This is a genomic window from Salegentibacter agarivorans (genome assembly GCF_900113135.1).
Lineage (GTDB): Bacteria > Bacteroidota > Bacteroidia > Flavobacteriales > Flavobacteriaceae > Salegentibacter > Salegentibacter agarivorans.
The window spans coordinates 29,731-53,810 of sequence record NZ_FOOH01000011.1 but is presented as its reverse complement, the minus strand read 5'-3'; the positions used below and the strand labels follow the sequence as shown (position 1 = coordinate 53,810).

The window sequence follows — 24,080 nt, the reverse complement described above, 5'->3', positions numbered from 1 at the left end:
ATTTACCGCTTAAAGAACTATTAAAGTTCCTGCACCAATAACCACGCACCTTCGTTAGAAGATTTTACCTTGCGTAGCATATTTATGGCATCACGTCTTTTTTCGTGACTGGCATAAACAACCTGGTGAAGGCCATATTTGTTTTCGCCAAGAAGATGCGCTTTAAAGCCTTCTTTTCTAAGTTCTGCAACCTTTGTTTTTGCGTTTTCTTCTACACGAAATGCTCCTGCTACAATATGGTAATTTCCGGTTTGTTTGGCTACGTTAAAAGTAACTGCCGGTAATGGATTATCAATTATAAAAGTTGCCTGCTGAATTTGCTCCTGGAGTTGTTCTTGCGCTTGTTGTTGCTCGGCAATATTGTGTTTAGAAACCTGGCTGCTATATATATTTAAACCCGCAAAGCCTGAAATTCCCAGGGCAATAAGACCAATAGCAGCATACTTAAGATAAGCAGGTGATTTTCTTCTTTCCGGAGTGAAATGTATTGGAGCTTTTTCTTCAAGTTCTTCAACTTGCTTTTTATAAACTTCCCGACTAATCGCAGATGCTTTTACGTTTTCCAGGCCAAAAGAATCGGTTAGGTAATTTACCTTTTCAACAGGTTCAAATTGAAGTTTTTCTTCGGCATAATAAAAACGGCCAATATTTTCCAGTTCAACCTTTCCGTCTTCCTTAAAAGATTCTTCCAGTTTACCCACAAATTCAGTAATCTTATTAACCGCAGTGGAATAAGATACATTTTGTGTGGCAGCAATATAATTTGCTAAAAGCCCATCGTTCTTTTTTAATTGCGAATTAAAGGAAACTACCTTCTTGGGTGGATGTAATACCTCACTTTTTTTGTCTATATAAGCCGGCTCTTTTTGGGAAAGGAAAGCCCCGAAACCGGGTAATATTACGCATTCGTAACGATAAAGTAAATCCTGGATGTAGTTAGCTATCTTCATTGCCGCAAAAATAAGGTGTTATTTTGAACCTCCTAAAGTTACCCAAAGAAATTTTATTAACAAACCTTTTTTTCTGTAATTTTAATGAAAATAGAATTATGTCTACTGAAGAATTACAGTATGTCTTGGCGTTACAACACATTAAAAATCTGGGAGATACCCTTTCGAAAAAATTAATCAGGCATTTTGGATCGGCAAAAAAATGTGTTAGAGCAAAAGAAACAAACTTTACTTAAAATTGACGGAATTGGAGTTTCTCGCTTAAAAGATTTTTTTGATGCTTCTCACCTAAAGGCAGCAGAGCAGGAGCTAAATTTTATTGAAAAGAACAATATTGAAACGCTTTATTTTAAGGATGAAAACTATCCTGAAAAATTAAAACATTGTATAGACGGCCCGTTATTGTTGTTCCAACGTGGAAATATCAACTTAAAGAATCAAAGAATAATTAGTGTGGTGGGAACCCGTAAGATTACACAAAGCGGGATCGCATTTTGTGAAAAATTCATCGAAGAATTAGTCCGTTAAACCCGGTAATCGTTTCGGGTTTTGCTTATGGAGTGGATATTGCCGCCCAAAAGGCAGCCATTGCTAATAATTTACAAACAATTGGTTGTTTGGCGCATGAGTTTGATCAGATTTACCCTAGAGTGCATCATAAATATGTAGCTTCGGTAGAAGAAAACGGCGGTTTTTTTACCGATTTTTGGAGTAGTGATAACTTCGACAGGAATAATTTCTTAAAGCGAAACAGAATAATCGCAGGTTTAAGCGAAGCAACCGTGGTTATAGAAAGTGCCGAAAAAGGTGGCTCACTGGTTACTGCAGATATTGCGAATTCTTATAACCGGGAAGTTTTCGCGGTGCCGGGAAGACCTTCAGATAAATTGAGTAAAGGCTGCAATAATTTAATAAAATCCCAAAGAGCGCAGTTATTAAATTCTGCGGCAGATTTGGTTTATCTCTTAAACTGGCAACCAGAGAAAGAGACAAAAGCCGTTCAAAAACAGCTTTTTGTAGACATGGATGATGAAGAAAATAGCGTATTTGCATTTTTACAAAAAGAAGGGAAAGCTCAGTTAGATAGCATTGCACTAAACTGTAACTTTCCCTCATATAAAACTGCGGGTATTTTAATTAATATGGAATTAAAAGGCGTGGTACGCCCCTTACCCGGTAAACTATTTGAATTAATTTAGTAACCCACTTTTGTTCGTACTCTTTTTATAACTTCATTGGCTACATTTCTCGCTTTTCCAGCACCAACTTCCAAAGCTTTATCTAATTCAGCCAGATTATTCATATAATAATCATATTTTTTTCTGGGTTCTTCAAACTGTTCTAAAAGTACTTCGTATAAAGCCTGTTTGGCGTGTCCGTAACCAAATCCGCCGGCCTCGTAGTTCTTTCGCATTTCAGCGATTTGTTCTTCAGAAGCTACTAATTTGTATAATGCAAAAACATTGCAGGTATCAGGATTTTTAGGTTCTTCTAAAGGAGTACTATCGGTAGCGATGGCCATTATTTGTTTCCGAAGCTTTTTATCGGTTACAAATAAATTTATGGTATTACCTTTAGATTTACTCATTTTAGCACCATCCGTGCCCGGAACATACATCGTATTTTCCTGGACTTTCGCTTCAGGAATTACAAAAGTTTCGCCCATTTTTGAATGAAAACGGGAAGCCACATCTCGCGTAATTTCCAAATGCTGAAGCTGGTCTTTTCCTACCGGCACAATTTCGGCATCGTAAAGTAAAATATCTGCGGCCATTAGCATTGGGTACGTGAAAAGCCCCGCGTTTACATCTTCTAATCTATCAGATTTATCTTTAAAAGAATGCGCTAAGGTTAGGCGTTGAAAAGGAAAAAAACAGCTTAAATACCAGGAAAGCTCTGCCGTTTGCGGAATATCACTTTGGCGGTAAAAAACCGTTTTTTCAATATCTATACCGCAAGCCAGCCAGGTTGCGGCCACAGAGTAAGTGTTGTTTCTTAAGGTTTCGGCATCTTTTATTTGGGTTAACGAATGCATATCTGCAATAAAAATAAAAGAATCGTTATCGGGTTTATTGGCCATTTCTATAGCCGGTAAAATTGCTCCCAATAAATTTCCCAAGTGTGGAGTTCCTGTACTTTGTACTCCTGTAAGAATTCTGGACATCTGCTTTTTCTGTTTTCTGCAAAGGTACTTTTTTTGCCGAATTCCCTCGGTTCAATTTAGTACTTTTGGTTTCTATGAACATGCTACGCACAATACTTACTATTTTATGGAGAATTTGGTTTTATATTCTTCTTGTATTACCAATTTTAGTAATGTTTCCCGTGCTTGTAATTTTCTCTTCTTCTGAAAGGCTTTATCCTAAATATTATGTTTGCGCTCGTATTTGGGCAAAATGTATCTTATACGGAATGGGTTTTTATCCTGAAATTACCAGAATGCAACAGCTTGACCCCAGGAAGAATTATATGTTGGTTGCCAACCACACTTCTATGATAGATATTATGATGATGCTGGTTATTATTAAGCAACCATTCATTTTTGTGGGAAAACGAGAGCTGGCAAAGATTCCTGTTTTTGGCTTTTTCTACCGAAAAACAAATATTACCGTAGATAGAAATTGCGCTAAAAGCAAACAGGACGTAGTTACTGAGGCTCGCAGAAGATTAGATATGGGTGAAAGCATTTGCATTTTCCCTGAAGGAGGCGTGCCAGCAGATAGATCGCTGGTTTTAGATACTTTTAAAGATGGAGCATTTAGGCTGGCAATTGCGCATCATATTCCTATTGTGCCCATTACTTTTTACGATAATAAAAAGCGTTTTTCGTATAAATTTATATCGGGATCGCCGGGGAAGCTTAGAGTGAAAATCCACCAATTTATTAATACCGAAGGAATGGAGCCTGGAGATAGAAGGGAATTAAGAAATAAAACCCGGCAGGTAATATTTGAAGAGCTTTCTAAAGATTTAAAGAATGAAAATCCTTCAGAATAAAACTTCTGAAGGATTCCACTCACTACATAGGTGTTAAAAACTAAAACTTATTCCAGAATATACGCCAAAGTAAAATGGGCGTACGCCGGGAGCATCATCAAAAGTATTAAGTTGATATTTAAAAATAGGTTCTACATTCAACTTAAAACTATCGGTTAATTTGTAATCTAATCCTACACCAACATTAGTGGTAAAACTTACTTTATTAATATTGTTGGCTTCACCAATCCTGGTATTTTGATTATTGGTATTTACCTGTATGCTGTTTTCGTCTAAAAACAAGCTGCTTCCTCCCGCTATTAAGTTAAGCCCAAATTTACTGTCCAGTAAGCTGTATTCAATTTCTAACGGAACTTCAATAAAACCAAATTGCTGATTTATCTCACCGGGTAATGCCATATTATTGACAGATGTAAAGTTAGAATTGTCCCTATCACTATGGCCTGGTAAACCGCTTGGTGCCGCATTCTCTAACTGCACATTATTTCCCCCAGACTCATAATTTATAGAACTAATGGTATTTGGATTTATGGAGGCAGAAAACACGATATCTTCTACATTATAACTCATCGCAACTTTAGAAATTCCGCTTCTTATTTTAATTTTTTCTGAAATAGCATAAGCTAAATTCATCCCGTAAGCCATACTTACCTGCGAGCTGGTGTTATTGCCGGCAAATTGCGGATCTATTGCATTCCCACTGCCGATATTATCGTAAAAAACAGGAGCCGCAAAAGTGCTTAAGCGTAGTTTCTTTTTAGAAGCCTCTGCAATTAATTCTTCTTCTTTATCAAGGTTTTTTTCTTCTTCAATTTGGGCTAATTGCTCTGCAACTTCCAGGCTATCTTTAAGGGAAATTACTTCTTCTTTTTCAGTATTTTCATCACTGTTTTCGGCAATTGCTTCAGGCTGTTCGTTTTTTGAATTTGGATTGATGAAATCCTGATTTTTATAATTTTCTTCTTCGGAACCTTGATGATCTTCTCCCGCTATTGCTGAATTTTGCTCATTTAATTTCTCTGCGGTATTTCCTGAATTTTCTTCTTCAGCTGAATCATTAGAGGTTTTTGTTGCTTCTGAATTAGTATTTTCTGAAGCTAAAGCCGAATTGTTATTAGCTGATGAGGTGTTGGCACCTTCAGAAGTGGAAAAAGTAGCTTCATTAACATTTTTAAGAATTTCTGAAGCATTTACAAACTGTTCATTTTTATTGATTTCGGGTAAATTTATTTGGGGTTTTGCAGTTTCTTCTACTTCAAAAACTACTTCGGTATTGGTAAAATTATTCTGACTAAAAAAATAGCCGCCAAGCATTAATGCTAAAACCGCGGCCACACCGCCAACTTTAAACCATAACGGAATTATAAAAGGCTTTTTCTTATCTTTCTCCTGCAGTTTGCCGGCAATATTATCCCATAACTCAGGTCGTGGTTCGGGGGCAAAATCCCTGAACTTTTCCTGGTAGAGCCGGTCTATGTTCTTTCTTTCTTTCATAGTGATTGCACCTTATTATCGTTGAGGTGGTTTTCTATTTTTTCTTTCAAAATATTCCTGGCGCGGGCCAAATTAGATTTTGAACTTCCAACACTTATGTTTAGCATTTCGGCAATTTCTTTGTGAGAAAAACCGTCTAACGCATAGAGGTTAAAAATTTGTCGGTAACGTTCAGGTAATTCCTGAATGCTTTCTAATAGAAAATCAGTAGTAATTTCATCGTCATCAATTTCCACAACCGGATCTTCCAGGAGGTTTTCATTAATGATTTCAAAATATTTTTCTTTTCGGTGCTTTTGTAGGGTGGTATTTATCACAATTCGTTTCATCCAGCCTTCAAAAGATCCTTTATCTTCATATTGATCTATTTTATTGAATATAGTAATGAAACCATCCTGCAGGTTGTCTTGGGCCTGCTGGTAGTTATTAGAATATTTAAGGCACAGGCCAAAAAGTTTACCGGAGTACATACGGTAAAGCTTTTCCTGTGCCCTAATATCCTGTTTTTTACACTGAAGTATGAGTTTTTCTAAACTCACTCACTTAGATTGTTATTCGTTAGTATTCTCTTCTGGAGTTTCCGGCTCAGGCTCTCCTACCGGTACATCAATAATTAAAAATTCCCCATCTTCATTTTCATCAACTCCGGTAAGGAACTTAAACTGGTAATTATTGTAGTTTTCGCTGCTTATTGATATTTCCCGAATTGATTTTGTCTGGCTTAACTCTCCTTCTTCATCACATTCTGTTAAGTTAGCATCATAAGAAGTTATTGCAGCAATTTCTATAACATAAGTAGAGTCATTTTCTTCATCTGCATATTCATTAAAATCAAATGTAGCAAAAGTGTGACATGCATTTGGCAATTCGTAGGTTATGTCTAACTCATAAACTTCACCAGTTTCAAAAAAATCAGGTAAATCTGCTTCGGTAATTTCTGCAAAGGCATAATTTACATTAGGACCGTCATCATCACTACTACAGCTGTAAAGACTTAGGGCTAAAATCATTAATAAGGCAATTCTTTTCATTTTAAATTATTTATTTTAGGGTTATTTATTTCTTAGATGCAGAACTAATGAAAAGGTTGCGTCCAGAACCAAAAAAATCCCTCTTTTTAAGGGATTTTTAAGATTCAATTATTATTTGCTTTTAAAAATACAAAAAGCTAAGTGAGCTTAATAGCTGATACTAAGCTTCTTTGGCTACTTTTATAGCATTTTTAATTTTTTCTTCAAGCTCTTCCATTAAATCTGGATTGTCTTTCAATAAGATTTTTACCGCATCACGACCCTGACCTAATTTTGTGTCTTCGTAGCTAAACCATGAACCGCTTTTCTTCACGATCTCATAATCTACCCCAATATCTATAATTTCACCAATTTTAGAGATTCCTTCGCCATACATAATGTCGAATTCAGCCATTTTAAAAGGTGGAGCCACTTTGTTTTTTACAACTTTTACCCGGGTTTTATTACCCATTACATTGCTATTGCTGTCTTTTATTTGCGTAGAACGTCTAATATCTAATCGAACCGAAGCATAAAATTTAAGGGCATTACCACCGGTAGTGGTTTCAGGATTTCCAAACATTACCCCAATCTTTTCCCTAAGCTGGTTAATAAAGATTACGGTACAATTGGTTTTACTAATAGAAGAGGTAAGTTTTCTAAGGGCCTGGGACATTAAACGGGCGTGCAATCCCATTTTAGAATCTCCCATTTCCCCTTCAATTTCACTTTTAGGAGTAAGTGCTGCAACCGAATCTATCACAATAATATCTATAGCTCCAGACCGAATTAAATTATCGGTAATCTCTAGAGCCTGCTCCCCGTTATCGGGTTGAGAAATAATTAGGTTTTCTATATCTACGCCAAGTTTTTCAGCATAAAAACGGTCAAAAGCATGTTCTGCATCAATAAAAGCCGCAATACCTCCTTTTTGTTGTGCCTCGGCAATGGCGTGTAAAGTTAAAGTGGTTTTACCCGAAGATTCCGGTCCATAAATTTCAATAACCCTTCCTCTTGGATATCCGCCTACACCCATAGCCAGGTCTAAGCCTAAAGAACCCGTAGAGATCGCATCTACATCAGATATGGCCTGGTCACTCATCTTCATAACGGTACCCTTTCCATAGGTTTTATCCATTTTGTCCAGGGTAAGCTTTAAGGCCTTTAATTTTGCTTCTTTTTCTTTATCGTTGCTCATAATTTGAATAATCTATTTAGAGAGTTGCTAAATTACTATAAGTTTTCCTTCATCACAATTTTATATGGGCAGCTTTTGTATATTTACTGTCTAACCTGAGGTTTAAAGCATATTTGAATTTGTAGAAAATGTTTTAAATCTCGATTTTCGAGTGAAAATTTAAAATTAACCCTGCCTATGAGATTTTTGAAAAAAAGTCTGATTATGCCTGGTGGTTGTAGTACTTCAGCAATTATTTTGTTGAACGTAAGTTGCCGGGTTGATGGTGGCTAGAATCTAAAAATCTAATTTATGAAACAAAGTAAAAAAGATTACAAACCGAATTAGCCACACAAAAAATGCCCTGGGAAATGACTTTCCAGGGCATTTTTTCTTCCTTCAATTTTAAGTATCTTTGCAAAAAATATCTTTAACCTTAACTAATTAGTATAGCATGCAACTGTACAATAAATTAAGCGCTAAAGAGAGGGAAGCACTTATAGACGAAGCGGGAGAAGACCGTTTAACGCTCTCTTTTTATGCCTACGCCAAAATTGGCAATCCACATTTATTTAGAAATCACCTTTTTATTGCCTGGGACCAAATGGATGTGCTTGGCCGTATTTATGTAGCCCACGAAGGGATTAACGCCCAACTCTCAGTTCCTGCAACACGTTTTGAAGAATTTAAAGAGTTTATAGATAATATCTACTTTTTGGAAGGTGTTAGGCTGAATATCGCCATAGAACACGATGCAAAAGCCTTTTTAAAACTGAAAGTAAAAGTGCGTAAAAAGATAGTTGCAGACGGATTGAACGACGCGACTTTTGATGTAACCAATAAAGGAGTTCATGTTGATGCTTTAAAATTCAACGAACTTATTAGCGATCCCAACACTGTTTTGGTAGATATGCGAAATCATTATGAAAGTGAAATTGGTCATTTTCAAGGAGCAATTACTCCAGATGTAGATACTTTTAGAGATTCTTTGCCCATTATTGAAAATGATCTAAAAGAACATAAAGAAGATAAAAACCTGGTAATGTACTGCACCGGCGGAATTCGTTGTGAAAAGGCTAGCGCATATTATAAACACAAAGGTTTTAAAAATGTGTATCAGTTGGAAGGTGGTATTATTGAATATGCCCGCCAGGTTGAAAACCAAAAACTGGAAAATAAATTTATAGGAAAAAACTTCGTTTTTGATCATCGCCGCGCCGAGCAGATTTCAGAAGAAGTAATTGCGCACTGCCACCAGTGTGGAAAACCTTGCGATAAGCACGTGAACTGTGCAAATGAAGCCTGTCATTTACTTTTTATTCAGTGTGAAGAATGTGCAGAGAAAATGAATAATTGCTGTTCTAAAGATTGTATGGAAATTGCCGCTTTACCTTATGAGGAACAAAAAGCTTTGCGAAAAGGAAAAGGCAACAGTAATAAAATATTTAAAAAAGGACGTTCAGAGGTTTTAAAATATAAAAGTTAACAAAGCGTTCTAAAAAGAGAGTGCCAATTAATATTGGTATATTTACTCGATAATCGAGAATTAATTGTACTGAGATTTGTCTCTAGTGAATTAATAAATTTTCGTTTCATAACTTGTGGGATTGCCCCAAGGCTCTTGATTAGAAACTCAATATAAACCCAAAAAGTCTGCAAAGCAATTTGCAAGACTTACAACATATAAATATTTATGGCTTGTAGCAGTTGCTCAACCAAAGACGGTCAGCCAAAAGGATGTAAAAACAACGGAACCTGTGGTACAGATTCCTGTAATAAACTCTCTGTATTCGATTGGCTTTCAAATATGTCTATGCCTAATGGTGTAGAACCTTTTAATTATGTAGAAGTTCGTTTTAAAAACGGAAGGAAACATTTTTTTAAAAATACCGAAAACCTAAGCCTAAGTATGGGCGATGTAGTAGCTGTAGAAGCTTCTCCCGGCCACGATGTGGGTATGGTAAGCCTTACCGGAGAATTGGTTAGGGTACAAATGAAAAAGAAAAAAGTAAAAACCGATAGCGAAGAAGTTTTAAAGATTTACCGAAAAGCCACCCAAAAAGATATTGACGTTTGGGAGGAAGTGCGGGGTAGAGAAGAAGCGATAAAGAAAAGAGCCCGAGAAATCGCAATTCGCCTTAATCTTAGTATGAAGATTAGCGATATTGAGTTTCAGGGAGATGCTTCAAAAGCAACTTTTTATTATACAGCAGATGATCGCGTAGATTTCCGTCAGTTAATTAAAGAGTTTGCGAGAGAATTCAATACCCGTATAGAAATGCGGCAAATTGGGTTGCGCCAGGAAGCTGCACGCCTTGGCGGAATTGGCTCTTGTGGGCGTGAACTTTGTTGTTCTACCTGGCTTACAGATTTTAGATCGGTAAGTACTTCAGCAGCGAGATATCAGCAATTATCTTTAAATCCCCAAAAATTAGCGGGACAATGCGGAAAGCTAAAATGCTGTCTTAACTATGAGCTTGATTCTTACCTGGAAGCTTTAAAAACCTTTCCACGAACCGATACCAAGCTTTTTACCAAAAAAGGGACGGCTGTTTGTCAAAAAATAGACATTTTTAAAGGAGTGTTGTGGTATGCCTATGAAGGCGAATGGATGAACTGGCATCAATTAACCGCAGAGCAGGCTAATAAAATAATTGCAGCTAATAGAAAGAAAGAAGACGTTGGCAGCCTTGAAGAGTTTGAAGTTCAGCTTCAGTTAGAAGAAAAACGAGATTTCAATAATGTGGTGGGGCAGGATAGCTTAACCCGTTTTGATAAACCTAAAGGTCAACAGAAAAAACACAAGTCAAAGAAACGGAGAAAACGTAAAGGAAAACCTTCGAATAATGCGTAAAGCTGCAGTATTTTCAATTTTTATTGGTCTTTTTACCTTAATAGTTTCCTGTGATGAAAAACGGGTTTATGATGAGTATAAGCCCATACAGGGAGGATGGGAAAGAGATTCTACTTTAGTTTTTAATTTAGGCGAGCTTGATTCTTTGCAAAATTATAACCTATTTATAAACGTTAGAAATAATAAAGATTATAATTACAGAAACCTGTTTTTAATAACCGAAATGCGATTTCCACAGGGGAAAGTGGTAACCGATACCCTTGAATATGAAATGGCGGCGCCAAATGGAAGTTGGCTTGGTACGGGTTTTGGTGATGTAAAAGAAAGTAAGCTGTGGTATAAAGAAAATGTGAGTTTTACTGAACCCGGCGAATATAAAATTGCCATTAAACAGGCAATGCGTAAAAACGACCAGGTGGAAGGAATAAAAAATTTAGAAGGAATTACCCACATAGGTTTTAGAATAGAAGAAAACCTACAATAATTTTTGAATAAATGGCCGCAACAAAAAAGAAGCAGCAAAAGTCTAAAACCAGCAAAAGATCTTATATAATTGGTTTTTGGACGATTTTTGGCATTGGTTTATTAGCTGTAGTTTTAATTTTCTTACTGGCCGGTTGGGGCGCATTTGGTAAGATGCCAGATTTTGAAGAGCTGGAAAATCCTGAAACCAATCTCGCAACCGAAATTTTCTCATCAGATGGGGAAACTTTAGGGAAATATTACAGTGAAAACCGAACTCCTATAAAGTATGACGATCTTCCCGATCATCTTATTGAAGCCCTTGTAGCTACTGAAGACGAGCGGTTTTACAAACACGCCGGGATAGACCCAAAAGGAACCCTTAGAGCTGCTTTTTACCTGGGAACCCGTGGTGGTGCCAGTACCATAACCCAACAACTTTCTAAACTTTTGTTTACCGAGCAGGTTTCAAACAATCCTTTTGCCCGGATTTTACAAAAAGTTAAAGAATGGAATATTGCTACCCAGCTGGAAAGGCAATACACAAAAGAAGAAATTATTACCATGTATTTTAATAAATACGATTTTGTGTACCAGGCAGTAGGAATTCGTTCGGCTTCAAAAATTTACTTTGGGAAAGAAGCCAAAAACCTTAATATAGAAGAATCGGCAGTTTTGGTGGCGATGTTAAAAAATGCCGCTTTGTATAACCCGGTTCGTAGACCCGAATTGGTAAAACAACGCCGTAACCAGGTTTTTGTTCAAATGAATAAAAACGGATATCTCTCTGAACAAGAAAAAGATTCACTTCAGAAGCTACCTTTAAACCTTGATTTCTCTCCCGAAGGTCACGACGAAGGGATGGCAACATATTTCCGCGTTTACCTACAAGGATTTATGAAAGATTGGATTCAAAAAAATCCAAAGCCAGATGGAAGTGAATATAGTCTCTACCGGGACGGATTAAAAATTTATACCAGCATAGATTCTAAAATGCAGCAATATGCTGAGACTGCGGTAGAAAAGCATATTTCCCACCTTCAGAAAGAATTTGACAGGCAGAATAAAAATAACAAGACTGCTCCGTTTCGGGATATAGATCAGGGACAGGTTGATGGTATTGTGAAAAGTGCAATGCGTCGGTCTGTACGATGGAAAGAAATGAAAGACCAGGGAAAATCTGAAGAAGATATTTTAGCTTCTTTTGATAAAGAAACTAAAATGCGGGTGTTCTCCTGGGATGGAATAAAAGACACTATTATGACGCCTAAGGATTCTATCTTTTATTATAAAGGATTCTTACAGGCAGGTCTTATGTCTATGACGCCTCAAACCGGCGAAGTTAGAGCCTGGGTTGGTGGTACCAACTTTAAACATTTTAAATACGATCACGTAAAACAGGGAAAACGCCAAGTTGGCTCTACCTTTAAGCCTTTTGTTTATGCTACAGCTATAGATCAGTTAAAGCTTTCTCCTTGTGATGTTATGCCTAAAAACAGGTTTACTATTGAGGCGGGGAAATATGGAAATATTAAAGATTGGACACCTTCAAATGCTAATGGAGAATATGAAGGGATGATAAGCTTAAAAAATGCGCTTGCCCAATCTGTGAATACAGTAACTGCAAGATTAATAGACAAAACAGGTCCGGGACCGGTCATAGACTTAGTAAAAAAATTAGGAGTTGATACTGAAAACTTTTCCGAAGGCCCTGCGATTGCTTTGGGAACGGAAGATATGAGCCTTTTCGAGATGGTTTCAGCATATAGCACTTTTGTAAATGAAGGGGTATATGTTAAACCGGTAATTGTAAACCGTATTGAAGATAAAAATGGAACGGTTCTTTACCAGCACGTACCAGAAACCCGTGATATTTTAAATAAAGAAGCGGCTTACGTGACGGTAAATATTCTGGAGGGGGTAACTCAATACGGATCTGGGGTTCGCTTACGCGGAACTTACGCTAAAGATTTTGATCATTACAAACGCGGGGTAACCGGCTATCCTTACGATTTTAAAAATCCTATTGCCGGTAAAACCGGAACTACCCAAAACCAAAGTGATGGCTGGTTTATGGGAATGGTTCCTAATCTTGTAACCGGCGTTTGGGTTGGTGCCGAAGATAGAGCGGTGCATTTTCCAAATTTAACATACGGGCAGGGCGCTACTATGGCTTTACCTATTTGGGGAATGTATATGAAAGATCTTTATGCCGATGAAGCACTGGATATTTCAAAGGATGCTTTTCCCAGACCAGATAATCTCTCTATTGAAATAAATTGTGACGAGTATAATCAGGAAAGTGATTCTGAGAATAATAGTGTTCCAGATGAACTTGACTTTTAGGATTTAGCAAAAATTCAGCTTTATTTTTCAGGAAAATATAATCTACAAGCCTAAAAGCATTGTAACAGCATTTTTATTTTCGTATTTTTCGGTAAAATTAAATACCGATGATTAGAAAAACTGTAGCAAATGTAGAAGATGCTTTGCAGGGCGTAGAAGATGGTATGACCTTTATGCTTGGTGGTTTTGGCCTTAGTGGGATTCCAGAAAATGCCATTTCAGAATTAGTACGTCTTAACGTAAAAAATCTTACCTGCATTTCCAATAACGCCGGGGTAGACGACTTTGGCCTCGGACTTTTACTTCAAAAGAAACAAATAGATAAAATGGTTTCTTCCTATGTGGGAGAAAACGACGAGTTTGAGCGCCAAATGCTTAGCGAAGAGCTGGAGGTAGAGCTTATTCCGCAGGGAACATTAGCAGCACGTTGCCAGGCAGCCCAACAAGGGTATCCTGCAATGTACACGCCTGCCGGTTATGGTACCGAAGTTTCCCAGTTTAAGGAAACCCGTGAGTTTGATGGGAAAATGTATGTATTAGAAAAAGCTTTTAAAGCAGACTTTGCTTTTGTAAAAGCCTGGAAAGGCGATAAAGCCGGAAACCTTATTTTTAAAGGAACAGCCCGTAATTTTAATCCGCTAATGTGTGGTGCGGCGAAAGTAACCGTTGTTGAGGTGGAAGAACTGGTTGAACCGGGAGAATTAGACCCAAACCAGATTCATATTCCAGGGATTTTTGTACAACGCATTTTTGAAGGAAAAAATTACGAAAAGCGAATTGAGAAAAGAACAGTTCGAAAAGTAAGTTAAAGGTTAATGGTTAAAAGTGACCATTGAACAAATAACTGATTAACGAATATTTGATAAACGATGATTTGAAGATTTGAAAACGTGGTAATTTGAGAATCATTCATTTTTCAGTAGTGATTTTAGAGTCTTTTCGAATCTGTTTTTTTGAAAAAATATAGATTTCCGCCTTCGCGGAAATGACAAAATTAGAATTATGTTAGACAAAGAAGGAATAGCAAAACGTATTGCCAAAGAGGTGAAAGACGGGTATTATGTGAATTTGGGAATTGGAATTCCTACCCTCGTAGCCAATTTTGTACGCGATGATATAGAAGTAGAATTTCAGAGTGAAAACGGAATTTTAGGAATGGGACCATTTCCATTGGAAGGAGAAGAAGACGCCGATCTTATTAATGCTGGAAAACAAACCATAACTGCACTTCCCGGTGCGAGTTTCTTTGATTCCGCAATGAGCTTCGGGATGATTCGCGGGCAGCACGTAGATCTTACTATTTTAGGAGCTATGGAAGTTGCCGAAAACGGTGATATCGCCAACTGGAAAATACCGGGGAAAATGGTAAAAGGTATGGGCGGCGCCATGGATCTTGTAGCCAGTGCTGAAAATATTATCGTAGCGATGATGCATACCAACAAAGCGGGAGATTCTAAATTGCTTAAAAAATGTTCGCTGCCTTTAACCGGCGTAGCCTGTGTAACTAAAATTGTAACTAACCTTGCGGTTATTGAAGTTACTAAAGATGGTTTTAAATTGCTGGAAAGAGCCCCCGGAGTAAGTGTAGAGGAGATTCAAAAGGCTACAGAAGGAAAGTTACTTTTAGAAGGTGATATTCCTGAAATGCAGTTATAAAAAAAATCCGGCAGTAACTCCAAATTACTGCCGGAAAATATTTCTGTTTTAATTCACATTAGGTGAGTGAAGTAGATTCTGCTTCAAGATTAACGAGAAAGTCTATAGCTTCTCCCTGCGAAATAATTTTTCCACGGGTATTGGCTTGAGAAAAATAGTCGTACCAGCCTACTTTCTTTAAGTTTTCCTCTAAAGTCTCCACATTATCTAAAGAAGGCATTTTCCAAACCGTAACGTAGCGATATTGACTTCGGTAATGCGTGTGCTCGTCGTTTAGAGCCCAACCAAGATTTTCTACTCCATTTTCTTTTAAACCGGTAATTCTATCCTGCATATTTTCCATGAGCTCCCGCCTTTTATCTTTAGACAGGTCTATCCACTTCCCGGTTACATTCCACATTTCAATATACAAATACATAATTGTTGGTTTTATTGGTTATAACCTAAAGTTAGTAATAAAATGATAGTTAAATCTTTAGGGAAGGTTAAAATGCTTTATTGCTGATAAAACTCATATTTAAAAATATATTCTTAAACGCTTACAACTTCAGAAGCTTCCAGCAATTTTTCCTGCCTAAGTTTTAAAATAACCTGTGCAATGGCAAGTACATCTTTTTCGCAGTAGTTTATAATTCTATCTAGGTCTTTATCATTGTAGAACACATTTCTAACATCATTACCCGAAATATCATCTTTTGGCGATGGGATTTTTAAAACACTGGTGAGTAATTTTAGCGAAGTAAAATGTTTATAATCTCCAAACTTCCATAGTTCCAGCGTATCCAGGTGTGGAACTTCCTAGGGTTTTTTACCAAATAAATTGAGTTTTAAAGGAAGCGCCAGATCGTGAATTAACATTCGGCGGGCTATGAAGGGGAAATCGAATTCTTTACCGTTGTGCGCGCAGAGCAAGTGATGCGGTTTTGAAAAATGTTCTTGTAATAAATTAGCAAATTCCTGTAACAGGTTTTTTTCTTCATCTCTAAAAGTGGTGAGTCTAAAAGTTCTTTCCCCATTTTTAAAGCTGAAAAAACCAACAGAGATACACACAATCTTACCGAATTCTGCCCAAATCCCGGCCCGATCATAAAACTGTTCTGCAGTAAATTCATCTTTACGCTGGTATTGGGTTTTCTCTTCCCAAAGCAATTTTTTGTCTTCAGAAAGTTGACCGTGATTTTCAAATTCGGGCACGGTTTCAATATCGAGAAGTAGAATATTCTCCAGCTTAATTGTTTGCAGCATCGTTTAGCATTTTATAAGTCTCATCAATATACTTATAGAAATCGGGCGCGTGTTCTTCGTTTTCGTCTTTTTTAATAAGGTTTTCCCCCAATCTTACAATAATCAAATCGTCGTCGGGGATTACAATCACATATTGCCCGCGAATGCCGCGCATATAAAAAATATCTTTTTCTTTATAATCACTCAGCCAAAACCCATAGCCATATTGCGGGCTTTCTTCAAAACGCGGTTCGGTAGATCGTACTACAAATTCTGAATCCAGGATTTGTTTTCCGTTCCATTTTCCTTTGTTCTTGTAGAGTTTGCCAAATCTTGCAAAATCGCGGGCATTGGAGGCAATACAGCAATAAGCTTTTTCCATTCCGCTTTCTTCGCTGTCTAATTGCCAAAGCGCATCTTCTTGCATTCCCAGTGGTTTCCAGAAACTTTTACTTAAATATTCTGAAAGATTTTCTCCCGTGGCTTTTTCTATAACCATCCCAAGGAGAATAGTGTTTCCGCTAAGGTATTTAAAGCTTTCTCCCGGGGTTTCGGTAACTTGAAGACGCAAAACCAATTCCCGAATGTTTTCATCAAAATAAGCTCTGGCAGTCATCCCAAAAGGATTATAGTAATTCTCGTTCCAGTTTAACCCGGAAGCCATGGAAGCCAAATCCCCAACTTTTAATTCTTCTTTAAACTGCGGAAAAAAATTGGAAACGGGTTGTTCTAAACTGGTAATATGGCCATCCTTAATTGCTTTTCCCAGCATTGCCGAAACAATACTTTTAGCCATAGAAAACGAATTGGTCTTAGAATTGGGGCCATATTCCTGGTAATATTCTTCAAACCAAATACTATCATTTTGTATGATTAAAAAAGCCGCAGTTTCCAGTTCTTCGTTTAATTCGGTAAGATCATCAGTAGGCGCGGCAGTGTTATAATTTGAATGTTTGGGCCAGGTATCCACTTCAGTTCCCGCTTCAATAAGTCGGTTCTCAAAATGCGGATAATCATCTATAAATGCTGTTTTTTCTCCCTGGAAATAAGTGGCCTGCATTCCGCGAAAAATATATCCGAAATCGAAAATAATAAGAATAATAACAGCGATTAGAAGTACAAAAATTACGGTTCCGGAAATTTTTAAAAATCTAATCATACAGCTGAAAGTTTAGAACATTGAGATTTGCGAAGTATTATTTTCGTGGTTTAAAAGCCATTGTTTTCTATGTAAGCCGCCGGCGTAACCGGTTAAAGATCCATTACTGCCAATTACACGATGACATGGAATTACCACCCAAAGCGGATTTTTCCCGTTTGCCGACGCAACTGCCCGTATGGCTTTTTCATCACCTAATTTTCGGGAAAGTTCCAGGTAACTGCAGGTTTTTCCAAACGGAATTTCACTTAAAGCTTTCCATACTTTTTGCTGAAAATCGGTACCCTTAGGGTTAAGTCTTAAATTGAATTCCTCTAAATTTCCTTTAAAATATTTATTTAATTGTTCTGCAGCCGACTGAAGAAAATCGGGGATTTCTTTTGAAGACGGTATTTCTTCATCCAAAATCTGAATTGCCGAAATCCCGGCTTCGTCGCCCCTAATTTTGGCTGTCCCGAGGGGTGTTTTCAGAAATATCTGGTTTTGGTGACTCCTCATTTTCTTCATTATCTTTTCTTTGAATTAACCCAAGGCGTTTTGCGCGTTTTTCCCAGTTCTGGCGGGCCAGCATCTGCATATCTTCAATACTGTCGCTCTCGTCCATAATTTCAAGGCCCAGCAAGGTTTCTATTATGTCTTCCATAGTTACTAAACCTACGGTATTTCCGTATTCGTCTACAATCATGGAAATATGCCCTCTTTTCTTAACAAAATTCTCAAAAAGCTCTGGAATTGGAGTGTCTTCAGAACTCATAAAAATTTCCCTTTTTAGCTTGCTTAGCGGTTCAGGGCCTTTGTCGTCTATCATTTCCTCCAACACATCATCTTTCAAAATAAAACCGGTAACATTATTAGTTTTATTCTTATAAACGGGAATTCGGGAGAATTTAAGGTTTTTATGGGTTCGGTGAAATTCTTCAATACTGGTATCTTCATCTTCAATAATGGCAACGGAATAAGGCGTCATTACATCTTTTGCTTTAACCGATCTAAACACGAGAAGGTTTTTTATAACCGTGGTTTCACTTTCATCAAAAACGCCTTCTTCTTCGGCAGCATCTGTAATTGCTGCGAATTCTTCTCTGTTCATAGAAGAAACGTGGGCCGATTTTCCTATTAATTTAGTAGTAAGCATCATAAGCCAAAGTATACCGGTATACTTCAGCGGGAAAATCATTATTTTAAGGGTTTTTGCAGTAAAATTTCCCAGGGCCTGCCAGTAGGTGGCACCTATGGTCTTTGGAATAATTTCGGAAAGAACTAAAATAGCCAGCGTCATAATCGCCGAAACAATTCCCACAGCATTCCCTCCATCTCCGTAAATTTTTTCGGCCTGAACACCTACTAAAATAGCTCCAACTGTATGCGCAATGGTATTTACGGTTAAAATGGCTATTAGCGGTTTGTCTATATCCTGTTTAAAGTTTGCAAGTGTTGTGGCGTATGCTTTCCCCTCCTTGTTTTTTATTTTGATGTAGGAAGGAGTTACACTCAATAAAGCTGCTTCCAAAATAGAACACATAAAAGAAAAGAAAATGGAAAGAGTAGCGTATAAAATGAGTAATCCCATATTGGTTTTTAGTTGTTTGAAATACTAATTTAAAGATAATTCTAACAATCCGTCGCAAAGAAATGGTAAAACCTAAAAAATAACCCCACCGGTTAGGGATGGGGCAGTTAAAATAGAATGTAATGGGATTTAAGCAGAAAGTTTTTCGCTAATTATTCGGTTCCATTTTTGCGCTATAACCAGCCTTTCTGAAGCATTATTACTAGAGTTATCATCTTCATCATAAAAAATAATTTCGGTAAGTTTTTTATTATTTCTGTTTTCAGAAAGGTCCAGGCTAATCCTTTTTATTAGCTCGGGTTTATCTGGAAATGGGTGTGAACTTACCTTAGCATTTTTTATATAACTAAGGTCCAATACCTGGTGTTGCATATTGTTGGTAGGCTCTATAACCAGTAATTTTTTAGCCTTGCTGTCTAATCCCAAAAGTAAAGTAGCCGAAATTTCTATCGTATCGGTGTTTAAATTGTTTTTTATACTTAATTCTTTAAGGTTTTTAAGCCTGTTTTTTTCTTTGGTGTTTTGTTGCCAGATTAAGAATAATATTGGCAGCACAAACACAGCTAAAAGCCCAAGGCCTATTAGCGTAGATGCGGTATCCATTTTTTTAAATTTTTAAGGTGAAATTATTGTTGTGCTTTTTAAAGCTTATAGTTTTTTCAATAAAAACTCTATTTCACCAGAAAAAATGGAAGGGATAAATATGTTGAAGTATTAATTGCCGCCGATCTAAAAAGCTAAAAATTGAAGTTTTTCCAATCGGGATTAGGAATTCTTCCTTTGAAGAATATGCAGAAACTAAGTAACCCGCAAAGCCGGGAAAATTTTCTTCTGAAGTAATATGTTCAGAAAAAATTATTTCAGAAAATATTACTGCCTGCTGATTTTGGTCAGCCTGCAGGTAATCATAATTTCGGGAATCAAGATTATGAGCAGGAAAACCAGAAAAAGCGAAGCCCTGTCCTGAAAAGGACATAAAAAATATGGCAAACAGCGCATATAAAGTTTTTAAATTTTTCTGGTTTTTCACCCTGTAAATGTATATAAAAACCTAATTGGTTATCGCTAAATTTTAGTTATAAAATTAGGAAATCAATTTTACCGCATCTTTAGCAAAATAGCTGGCAATCACAGAAGCACCGGCTCGTTTTATGGCAGTTAATTGTTCTAGAACTACAGCATCGTGGTCTAACCAGCCTTTTTCGGCTGCAGCTTTAATCATCGCATATTCGCCGCTAACCTGGTACACCGCCACGGGAACATCCACAGCATTTCTAATATCACGAACAATATCTAAATAGCACAAGCCCGGTTTTACCATCACAATATCTGCGCCTTCCTCAATATCCATAAGGGTTTCTTTAACCGCTTCTTCGCGATTTGCAGGATCCATCTGGTAGGTTTTTTTATCCTTCGGAATATTTTCGGCATCAACAGGTGCAGAATCCAAAGCATCCCGGAAAGGCCCATAAAACGCTGAAGCGTATTTCGCGCTATAACTCATAATTCCGGTTTCGTGAAAACCTTCATCTTCCAATAGACTGCGCATTTCAAAAATTCGGCCGTCCATCATATCACTTGGAGCAAGAATATCGGCGCCTGCTTTAGCGTGAGAAAGTCCCATTTCAGCTAAAATAGCGGTAGTATCGTCATTGATCACTTTTCCATCGACAATCACGCCATCGTGTCCATAAGCAGAATATGGATCTAGCGCAACATCGGTCATAACCAGCATTTCGGGAACTACATTTTTTACTGTTTTAATAGCACGTTGCATTAGTCCGTCAGCATTTAAAGCTTCCGTTCCGGCATTGTCTTTTAAATTATCAGGAACTTTTACAAAAAGCAAAACCGATTTTATTCCTAAACTCCTGAGCTCTTTAACTTCCTTTTCCAGCAAGTCAAGACTAAACCTAAAATAATTAGGCATAGAAGCGATTTCTTCCTTCTTGTTTTTTCCTTCAACCACAAAAAGTGGCGCGATAAAATCGTTTGGAGTTATTGCGGTTTCCCTAACTAAGCTTCTCATCGCTTCGCTGGTTCTTAACCTTCTATTTCTTCTTAGTGGATACATAATGTCAGTTTTCGGTTCTCAGTAAATCAGTTTTCAGTTAAACCCAGGATTTCGGTTTTTCCAAAACTTTTAATATTTTCTCTTCTTCGCTGCCGGGTTCAGGATGATGGTCGTAAACCCACTGTACATGGGGAGGCAAACTCATTAAAATACTTTCTATCCTTCCATTGGTTTTTAAACCGAAAAGCGTGCCTTTATCGTGTACTAAATTGAATTCCACATACCGGCCACGCCTTATTTCCTGCCAATTCCGATTTGCTTCAGAATATGATAACTTTTTACGTTTTTCAACAATTGGGACATAAGCTTCCAGGAAACTATCCCCAACTTCGGTTACAAAACTATACCAGTCTTCAATACTTTTTTCTTCGGAAGTTTTTAAATAATCAAAGAACAATCCTCCAATTCCTCGGGCTTCGTTTCGGTGGGAATTCCAGAAGTACTCATCACATTTTTTCTTGTATTCCGGGTAAAATTCCGGGGAGTGTTTATCACAGGCTTCTTTTGAAACCTTATGAAAATGTTCGGCATCTTCTTCAAAAAGATAATAAGGCGTAAGGTCCTGCCCGCCGCCAAACCACTGGTCTAAAACATTTCCTTCTTTATCATACATTTCAAAATAGCGCCAATTAGCGTGCACTGTGGGTACCATTGGGTTTTTTGGATGAATCACCAAACTGAGTCCGCAGGCAAAAAAGTCTACATCGCCAACTTTAAAATATTTTTGCATTGCCGGCGCTAAAGGCCCGTGTACTGCTGAAATATTTACGCCGCCTTTTTCAAAAACAGCACCGTTTTCTATAACCCGGGTTCTGCCGCCACCACCTTCTTCTCGTTCCCAAAGGTCTTGTTGAAATTTGGCGGAACCATCTATTTCTTCCAGTTGTTCACAAATGCGATCCTGTAAATCTTCAATATATTTATAAAATTCCGCTCTCATTTTCAATCTTCAATATAAACCAGTTTATCTTTCGTTTTTCCTATTTCTTCTACTTTGGAAACCTTAATTGCCACTTTCATTTTTTCCTGAAACAGAAGAGTAATCTCCTCAGTTGGAAGTTCATTTCCTCTAAATAAAGCCTGCCCAAACCGGTTGTTGTGTAAATCCATTGCTTTAGCCAGTTTTTGATTTGGAGAAAGTTTTTCGTGTAAACCTGTAAAATGATCGCTCCAAATTCTGGCAGCTTCAACCGATCCTGAAATTTTAAAACATTTCTGGCAAATTAAATAATTCCACAGGGCGTGTCTAAAGGCATTTTCTTTTCCATTTTTATGATGTTGCTTTTTATAAAGATCGTCACATATTTTTATGGTTTCAATAGTTGCCCGGTAGGTTGGTAAAATATAGCGCGGTTTACTTATAAAAACTTTAGAGACTGCGAATAGCTCTTTAAAATTCATATTTTTAATCCGCGCCCAGACTGCCACTAATTAGCTTTATATTCTTTTACCGCATCTACAAAAGCTTTTGCGTTTTCAACCGGAATATCGGGTAAAATACCGTGTCCCAGGTTTACGATATAGCTATCCTTACCAAATTCATTGATCATTTGGGTCACCATTCTTTTGATCTCTGCAGGTGGTGAATATAATCTTGAAGGATCAAAGTTACCCTGCAATGTGATTTTACCGCCACTTAAATAACGGGCATTCCTGGCGCTAAGCGTCCAGTCTACACCCAAAGCTGAAGCTCCTGAATTTGCCATCTCGTGAAGGGCAAACCAGCATCCTTTTCCAAAGGCAATTACCGGGATTTCATCTTTTAAAGCATCTATGATCTGCTGAATATATTTCCAGGAAAATTCCTGGTAATCTACAGGGCTTAACATTCCGCCCCAGGAATCAAAAATTTGAACCGCATCAACTCCGGCTGCAACTTTTGCTTTAAGGTAAGCGATAGTTGTATCGGTGATTTTTTGTAATAATTGGTGCGCAGACACTGGATTAGTAAAACAGAATTTCTTCGCTTTATCAAAGTTTTTTGAACCTTGCCCTTGCACGGCATAGCATAGAATTGTCCAAGGGGAACCGGCAAAACCAATTAGCGGAACTTCATTATTTAATTCCTGTTTGGTCATTTTAATGGCATCCATCACGTAACCCAGCGTTTCATCGATATCGGGAACTATTACGCTCTCTACATCTTTAGAAGTGCGAATTGGGTTTGGTAGCCAGGGACCAATACCGGGTTTCATTTCTACCTCGATATTCATCGCCTGCGGAATCACCAAAATGTCGCTAAATAGGATTGCGGCATCAGTCCCTATTTGATGAATAGGCATCACAGTGATTTCTGTTGCTAATTCCGGGGTTCTACAGCGTGTGAAAAAGTCGTATTTTTCTTTAAGCTTCATAAAATCGGGAAGGTAACGGCCTGCCTGGCGCATCATCCAAACCGGTGGACGTTCTACCGTTTCTCCTTTTAAAGCTTTTAGAAATAGATCGTTTTTTATCATTTTTTAAAATATTTCACCACCTGTACAATCACATTTTCAATAGAAGGTCTGGTAGCGGTTATTATATTGTTTGTATGTTTCCTGGCTTCTGCAGCGGTGGTGTTTCCTATGCAAAAAGCGGTAGTGTCGTTCAACTGATTTTTGGCTGTAAAACTCTGCACTGCACTGGGGCTAAAAAATAAAATCCCATCAAATTCCTGGGAAAATGCCCTGGGGCTTAATGTAGTTTTATAGACTTCAATTTCCTTAAAATCTATTCGATTCTTTTTAAGGATTTCCGGAATATCATCTCTTCTTTTATTTCCACAGAAAAAATTAAAGTTTTCTTCAGAATATTTTTGAATAATTATTTCAGCTAAATCTTTCCCGTAATCTGCAATTTCCTGAATATGAAATCCGCTTTCATTGGCTAAATCTGCGGTTTTTTCTCCTACGCAGAAGCAATTTTTAACCTGAACCTTTCCTGAAACCGCATTTACCGAATTTTTACTGGTAAAAATGGCATTTTTTATATTTTCTGAAGGAAGTTTAAAATTGGTAGTTTCAGTATTAATCGCATTATATTCCACCAAACTTAAGCCAGAATTTAGAAATAATTGTTTCTGGGAAGTGCTCAGTTTTTTGGTAGAGAGAATGCTCTTCATTCATAAG

Annotated in this window: 24 protein-coding genes and 2 pseudogenes; 8 read left to right on the top strand and 18 right to left on the bottom strand. The window is 37.4% G+C overall.

The features are described from left to right. Positions 1 to 20 precede the first annotated feature (20 nt). Positions 21 to 950 (bottom strand): HU domain-containing protein, encoded by a 930-nt coding sequence (locus BM084_RS09660; protein ID WP_075325479.1) that lies wholly within the window; start codon positions 948 to 950, stop codon positions 21 to 23. Positions 951 to 1,048: 98 nt separating this feature from the next. Here BM084_RS09660 and dprA point away from each other — a divergent pair. After that, a pseudogene (dprA, locus tag BM084_RS09655) lies at positions 1,049 to 2,149 on the top strand (DNA-processing protein DprA). Here dprA and trpS read toward each other — a convergent pair. Next, positions 2,146 to 3,114: a tryptophan--tRNA ligase gene (gene trpS / locus BM084_RS09650; RefSeq protein WP_075325480.1), complete on the bottom strand. Its 969-nt coding sequence runs from the start codon at positions 3,112 to 3,114 to the stop codon at positions 2,146 to 2,148. The pseudogene dprA and the gene trpS overlap by 4 nt on opposite strands. Before the next feature lie 152 nt (positions 3,115 to 3,266). Here trpS and BM084_RS09645 point away from each other — a divergent pair, with 152 nt between their 5' ends. After that, positions 3,267 to 3,947 (top strand): lysophospholipid acyltransferase family protein, encoded by a 681-nt coding sequence (locus BM084_RS09645; protein WP_317040659.1) that lies wholly within the window; start codon positions 3,267 to 3,269, stop codon positions 3,945 to 3,947. Positions 3,948 to 3,980: 33 nt separating this feature from the next. On the opposite strand, the gene BM084_RS09640 is transcribed toward BM084_RS09645, so the two are convergent. From BM084_RS09640 to recA, 4 genes are all read right to left on the bottom strand, one after another. Further along, entirely contained in the window at positions 3,981 to 5,441 is a 1,461-nt protein-coding gene (locus BM084_RS09640; RefSeq protein WP_075325482.1) for a hypothetical protein, read from the bottom strand. Further along, positions 5,438 to 5,980, bottom strand: a complete 543-nt coding sequence (locus BM084_RS09635; protein ID WP_075325483.1) for an RNA polymerase sigma factor — start codon at positions 5,978 to 5,980, stop codon at positions 5,438 to 5,440. Before BM084_RS09635 ends, BM084_RS09640 begins: the two co-directional genes overlap by 4 nt. Positions 5,981 to 5,992: 12 nt before the next feature. Then, positions 5,993 to 6,472 (bottom strand): hypothetical protein, encoded by a 480-nt coding sequence (locus BM084_RS09630; RefSeq protein WP_075325484.1) that lies wholly within the window; start codon positions 6,470 to 6,472, stop codon positions 5,993 to 5,995. A gap of 160 nt (positions 6,473 to 6,632) precedes the next feature. Continuing rightward, positions 6,633 to 7,649, bottom strand: coding sequence for a recombinase RecA (gene recA / locus BM084_RS09625; protein WP_075325485.1), 1,017 nt, complete (start codon positions 7,647 to 7,649; stop codon positions 6,633 to 6,635). Positions 7,650 to 8,082: 433 nt separating this feature from the next. On the opposite strand from recA, the gene trhO reads away from it, so the two are divergent. From trhO to BM084_RS09595, 6 genes are all read left to right on the top strand, one after another. After that, positions 8,083 to 9,114, top strand: a complete 1,032-nt coding sequence (gene trhO, locus BM084_RS09620; RefSeq protein WP_093304518.1) for an oxygen-dependent tRNA uridine(34) hydroxylase TrhO — start codon at positions 8,083 to 8,085, stop codon at positions 9,112 to 9,114. A gap of 207 nt (positions 9,115 to 9,321) precedes the next feature. Then, the gene (locus tag BM084_RS09615) at positions 9,322 to 10,482 is read left to right on the top strand and encodes a PSP1 domain-containing protein (protein ID WP_075325487.1); all 1,161 of its coding nucleotides are present in this window, start codon (positions 9,322 to 9,324) and stop codon (positions 10,480 to 10,482) included. Beyond that, the gene (locus tag BM084_RS09610; protein ID WP_075325488.1) at positions 10,475 to 10,966 is read left to right on the top strand and encodes a gliding motility lipoprotein GldH; all 492 of its coding nucleotides are present in this window, start codon (positions 10,475 to 10,477) and stop codon (positions 10,964 to 10,966) included. Before BM084_RS09615 ends, BM084_RS09610 begins: the two co-directional genes overlap by 8 nt. Before the next feature lie 11 nt (positions 10,967 to 10,977). Next, positions 10,978 to 13,290 (top strand): penicillin-binding protein 1A, encoded by a 2,313-nt coding sequence (locus tag BM084_RS09605; protein WP_093304516.1) that lies wholly within the window; start codon positions 10,978 to 10,980, stop codon positions 13,288 to 13,290. 107 nt (positions 13,291 to 13,397) lie between these two features. Next, positions 13,398 to 14,099 (top strand): CoA transferase subunit A, encoded by a 702-nt coding sequence (locus BM084_RS09600; protein ID WP_075325490.1) that lies wholly within the window; start codon positions 13,398 to 13,400, stop codon positions 14,097 to 14,099. 193 nt (positions 14,100 to 14,292) lie between these two features. After that, positions 14,293 to 14,946 carry a CoA transferase subunit B gene (locus BM084_RS09595; protein ID WP_075325491.1) on the top strand — a complete coding sequence of 218 codons (654 nt, stop codon included), beginning with the start codon at positions 14,293 to 14,295 and terminating at the stop codon, positions 14,944 to 14,946. Positions 14,947 to 15,004: 58 nt separating this feature from the next. Here the strand turns inward: BM084_RS09595 and BM084_RS09590 are convergent, their stop codons facing one another. From BM084_RS09590 to BM084_RS09535, 12 genes and pseudogenes are all read right to left on the bottom strand, one after another. Next, positions 15,005 to 15,364 (bottom strand): DUF6616 family protein, encoded by a 360-nt coding sequence (locus tag BM084_RS09590; protein ID WP_075325492.1) that lies wholly within the window; start codon positions 15,362 to 15,364, stop codon positions 15,005 to 15,007. Positions 15,365 to 15,477: 113 nt separating this feature from the next. After that, positions 15,478 to 16,191, bottom strand: a pseudogene (locus tag BM084_RS09585) (3'-5' exonuclease). After that, positions 16,175 to 17,329, bottom strand: coding sequence for a serine hydrolase domain-containing protein (locus BM084_RS09580; RefSeq protein ID WP_075325493.1), 1,155 nt, complete (start codon positions 17,327 to 17,329; stop codon positions 16,175 to 16,177). The pseudogene BM084_RS09585 and the gene BM084_RS09580 overlap by 17 nt, the downstream one beginning before the upstream one ends. Before the next feature lie 12 nt (positions 17,330 to 17,341). Beyond that, a complete protein-coding gene (locus tag BM084_RS09575) occupies positions 17,342 to 17,827 on the bottom strand; it encodes a methylated-DNA--[protein]-cysteine S-methyltransferase (RefSeq protein WP_075325494.1) in 486 nt (161 codons plus the stop codon). Further along, positions 17,769 to 18,899, bottom strand: coding sequence for a CNNM domain-containing protein (locus tag BM084_RS09570; protein ID WP_075325495.1), 1,131 nt, complete (start codon positions 18,897 to 18,899; stop codon positions 17,769 to 17,771). Before BM084_RS09570 ends, BM084_RS09575 begins: the two co-directional genes overlap by 59 nt. 129 nt (positions 18,900 to 19,028) lie before the next feature. Next, positions 19,029 to 19,502, bottom strand: a complete 474-nt coding sequence (locus BM084_RS09565) for a hypothetical protein (RefSeq protein WP_093304514.1) — start codon at positions 19,500 to 19,502, stop codon at positions 19,029 to 19,031. A 73-nt stretch (positions 19,503 to 19,575) separates the two neighbouring features. After that, the gene (locus BM084_RS09560; RefSeq protein ID WP_075325497.1) at positions 19,576 to 19,929 is read right to left on the bottom strand and encodes a hypothetical protein; all 354 of its coding nucleotides are present in this window, start codon (positions 19,927 to 19,929) and stop codon (positions 19,576 to 19,578) included. A 54-nt stretch (positions 19,930 to 19,983) separates the two neighbouring features. Continuing rightward, positions 19,984 to 20,973, bottom strand: a complete 990-nt coding sequence (hemB, locus tag BM084_RS09555) for a porphobilinogen synthase (RefSeq protein WP_093304512.1) — start codon at positions 20,971 to 20,973, stop codon at positions 19,984 to 19,986. Positions 20,974 to 21,010: 37 nt separating this feature from the next. Then, the gene (gene hemF, locus BM084_RS09550) at positions 21,011 to 21,913 is read right to left on the bottom strand and encodes an oxygen-dependent coproporphyrinogen oxidase (protein ID WP_093304510.1); all 903 of its coding nucleotides are present in this window, start codon (positions 21,911 to 21,913) and stop codon (positions 21,011 to 21,013) included. A 2-nt stretch (positions 21,914 to 21,915) separates the two neighbouring features. After that, on the bottom strand, positions 21,916 to 22,374 hold the full coding sequence (locus BM084_RS09545) for a DUF6973 domain-containing protein (protein ID WP_143083640.1): 459 nt from the start codon (positions 22,372 to 22,374) through the stop codon (positions 21,916 to 21,918). Between the two features lie 26 nt (positions 22,375 to 22,400). After that, the gene (gene hemE / locus BM084_RS09540) at positions 22,401 to 23,429 is read right to left on the bottom strand and encodes a uroporphyrinogen decarboxylase (RefSeq protein ID WP_093304508.1); all 1,029 of its coding nucleotides are present in this window, start codon (positions 23,427 to 23,429) and stop codon (positions 22,401 to 22,403) included. Next, on the bottom strand, positions 23,426 to 24,073 hold the full coding sequence (locus BM084_RS09535; RefSeq protein ID WP_075325502.1) for a uroporphyrinogen-III synthase: 648 nt from the start codon (positions 24,071 to 24,073) through the stop codon (positions 23,426 to 23,428). Before BM084_RS09535 ends, hemE begins: the two co-directional genes overlap by 4 nt. Positions 24,074 to 24,080: the final 7 nt, after the last annotated feature.

Excerpts from the sequence above, each read along its gene's own strand:
- BM084_RS09660 (WP_075325479.1), bottom strand. The coding sequence starts at position 950 with ATGAAGATAGCTAACTACATCCAGGATTTACTTTATCGTTACGAATGC.
- trpS (WP_075325480.1), bottom strand. The coding sequence starts at position 3,114 with ATGTCCAGAATTCTTACAGGAGTACAAAGTACAGGAACTCCACACTTG.
- BM084_RS09645 (WP_317040659.1), top strand. The coding sequence starts at position 3,267 with ATGTTTCCCGTGCTTGTAATTTTCTCTTCTTCTGAAAGGCTTTATCCT.
- BM084_RS09640 (WP_075325482.1), bottom strand. The coding sequence starts at position 5,441 with ATGAAAGAAAGAAAGAACATAGACCGGCTCTACCAGGAAAAGTTCAGG.
- BM084_RS09630 (WP_075325484.1), bottom strand. The coding sequence starts at position 6,472 with ATGAAAAGAATTGCCTTATTAATGATTTTAGCCCTAAGTCTTTACAGC.
- recA (WP_075325485.1), bottom strand. The coding sequence starts at position 7,649 with ATGAGCAACGATAAAGAAAAAGAAGCAAAATTAAAGGCCTTAAAGCTT.
- trhO (WP_093304518.1), top strand. The coding sequence starts at position 8,083 with ATGCAACTGTACAATAAATTAAGCGCTAAAGAGAGGGAAGCACTTATA.
- BM084_RS09615 (WP_075325487.1), top strand. The coding sequence starts at position 9,322 with ATGGCTTGTAGCAGTTGCTCAACCAAAGACGGTCAGCCAAAAGGATGT.
- BM084_RS09610 (WP_075325488.1), top strand. The coding sequence starts at position 10,475 with ATGCGTAAAGCTGCAGTATTTTCAATTTTTATTGGTCTTTTTACCTTA.
- BM084_RS09605 (WP_093304516.1), top strand. The coding sequence starts at position 10,978 with ATGGCCGCAACAAAAAAGAAGCAGCAAAAGTCTAAAACCAGCAAAAGA.
- BM084_RS09600 (WP_075325490.1), top strand. The coding sequence starts at position 13,398 with ATGATTAGAAAAACTGTAGCAAATGTAGAAGATGCTTTGCAGGGCGTA.
- BM084_RS09595 (WP_075325491.1), top strand. The coding sequence starts at position 14,293 with ATGTTAGACAAAGAAGGAATAGCAAAACGTATTGCCAAAGAGGTGAAA.
- BM084_RS09590 (WP_075325492.1), bottom strand. The coding sequence starts at position 15,364 with ATGTATTTGTATATTGAAATGTGGAATGTAACCGGGAAGTGGATAGAC.
- BM084_RS09580 (WP_075325493.1), bottom strand. The coding sequence starts at position 17,329 with ATGATTAGATTTTTAAAAATTTCCGGAACCGTAATTTTTGTACTTCTA.
- BM084_RS09575 (WP_075325494.1), bottom strand. The coding sequence starts at position 17,827 with ATGAGGAGTCACCAAAACCAGATATTTCTGAAAACACCCCTCGGGACA.
- BM084_RS09570 (WP_075325495.1), bottom strand. The coding sequence starts at position 18,899 with ATGGGATTACTCATTTTATACGCTACTCTTTCCATTTTCTTTTCTTTT.
- BM084_RS09565 (WP_093304514.1), bottom strand. The coding sequence starts at position 19,502 with ATGGATACCGCATCTACGCTAATAGGCCTTGGGCTTTTAGCTGTGTTT.
- hemB (WP_093304512.1), bottom strand. The coding sequence starts at position 20,973 with ATGTATCCACTAAGAAGAAATAGAAGGTTAAGAACCAGCGAAGCGATG.
- hemF (WP_093304510.1), bottom strand. The coding sequence starts at position 21,913 with ATGAGAGCGGAATTTTATAAATATATTGAAGATTTACAGGATCGCATT.
- BM084_RS09545 (WP_143083640.1), bottom strand. The coding sequence starts at position 22,374 with ATGAATTTTAAAGAGCTATTCGCAGTCTCTAAAGTTTTTATAAGTAAA.
- hemE (WP_093304508.1), bottom strand. The coding sequence starts at position 23,429 with ATGATAAAAAACGATCTATTTCTAAAAGCTTTAAAAGGAGAAACGGTA.
- BM084_RS09535 (WP_075325502.1), bottom strand. The coding sequence starts at position 24,073 with ATGAAGAGCATTCTCTCTACCAAAAAACTGAGCACTTCCCAGAAACAA.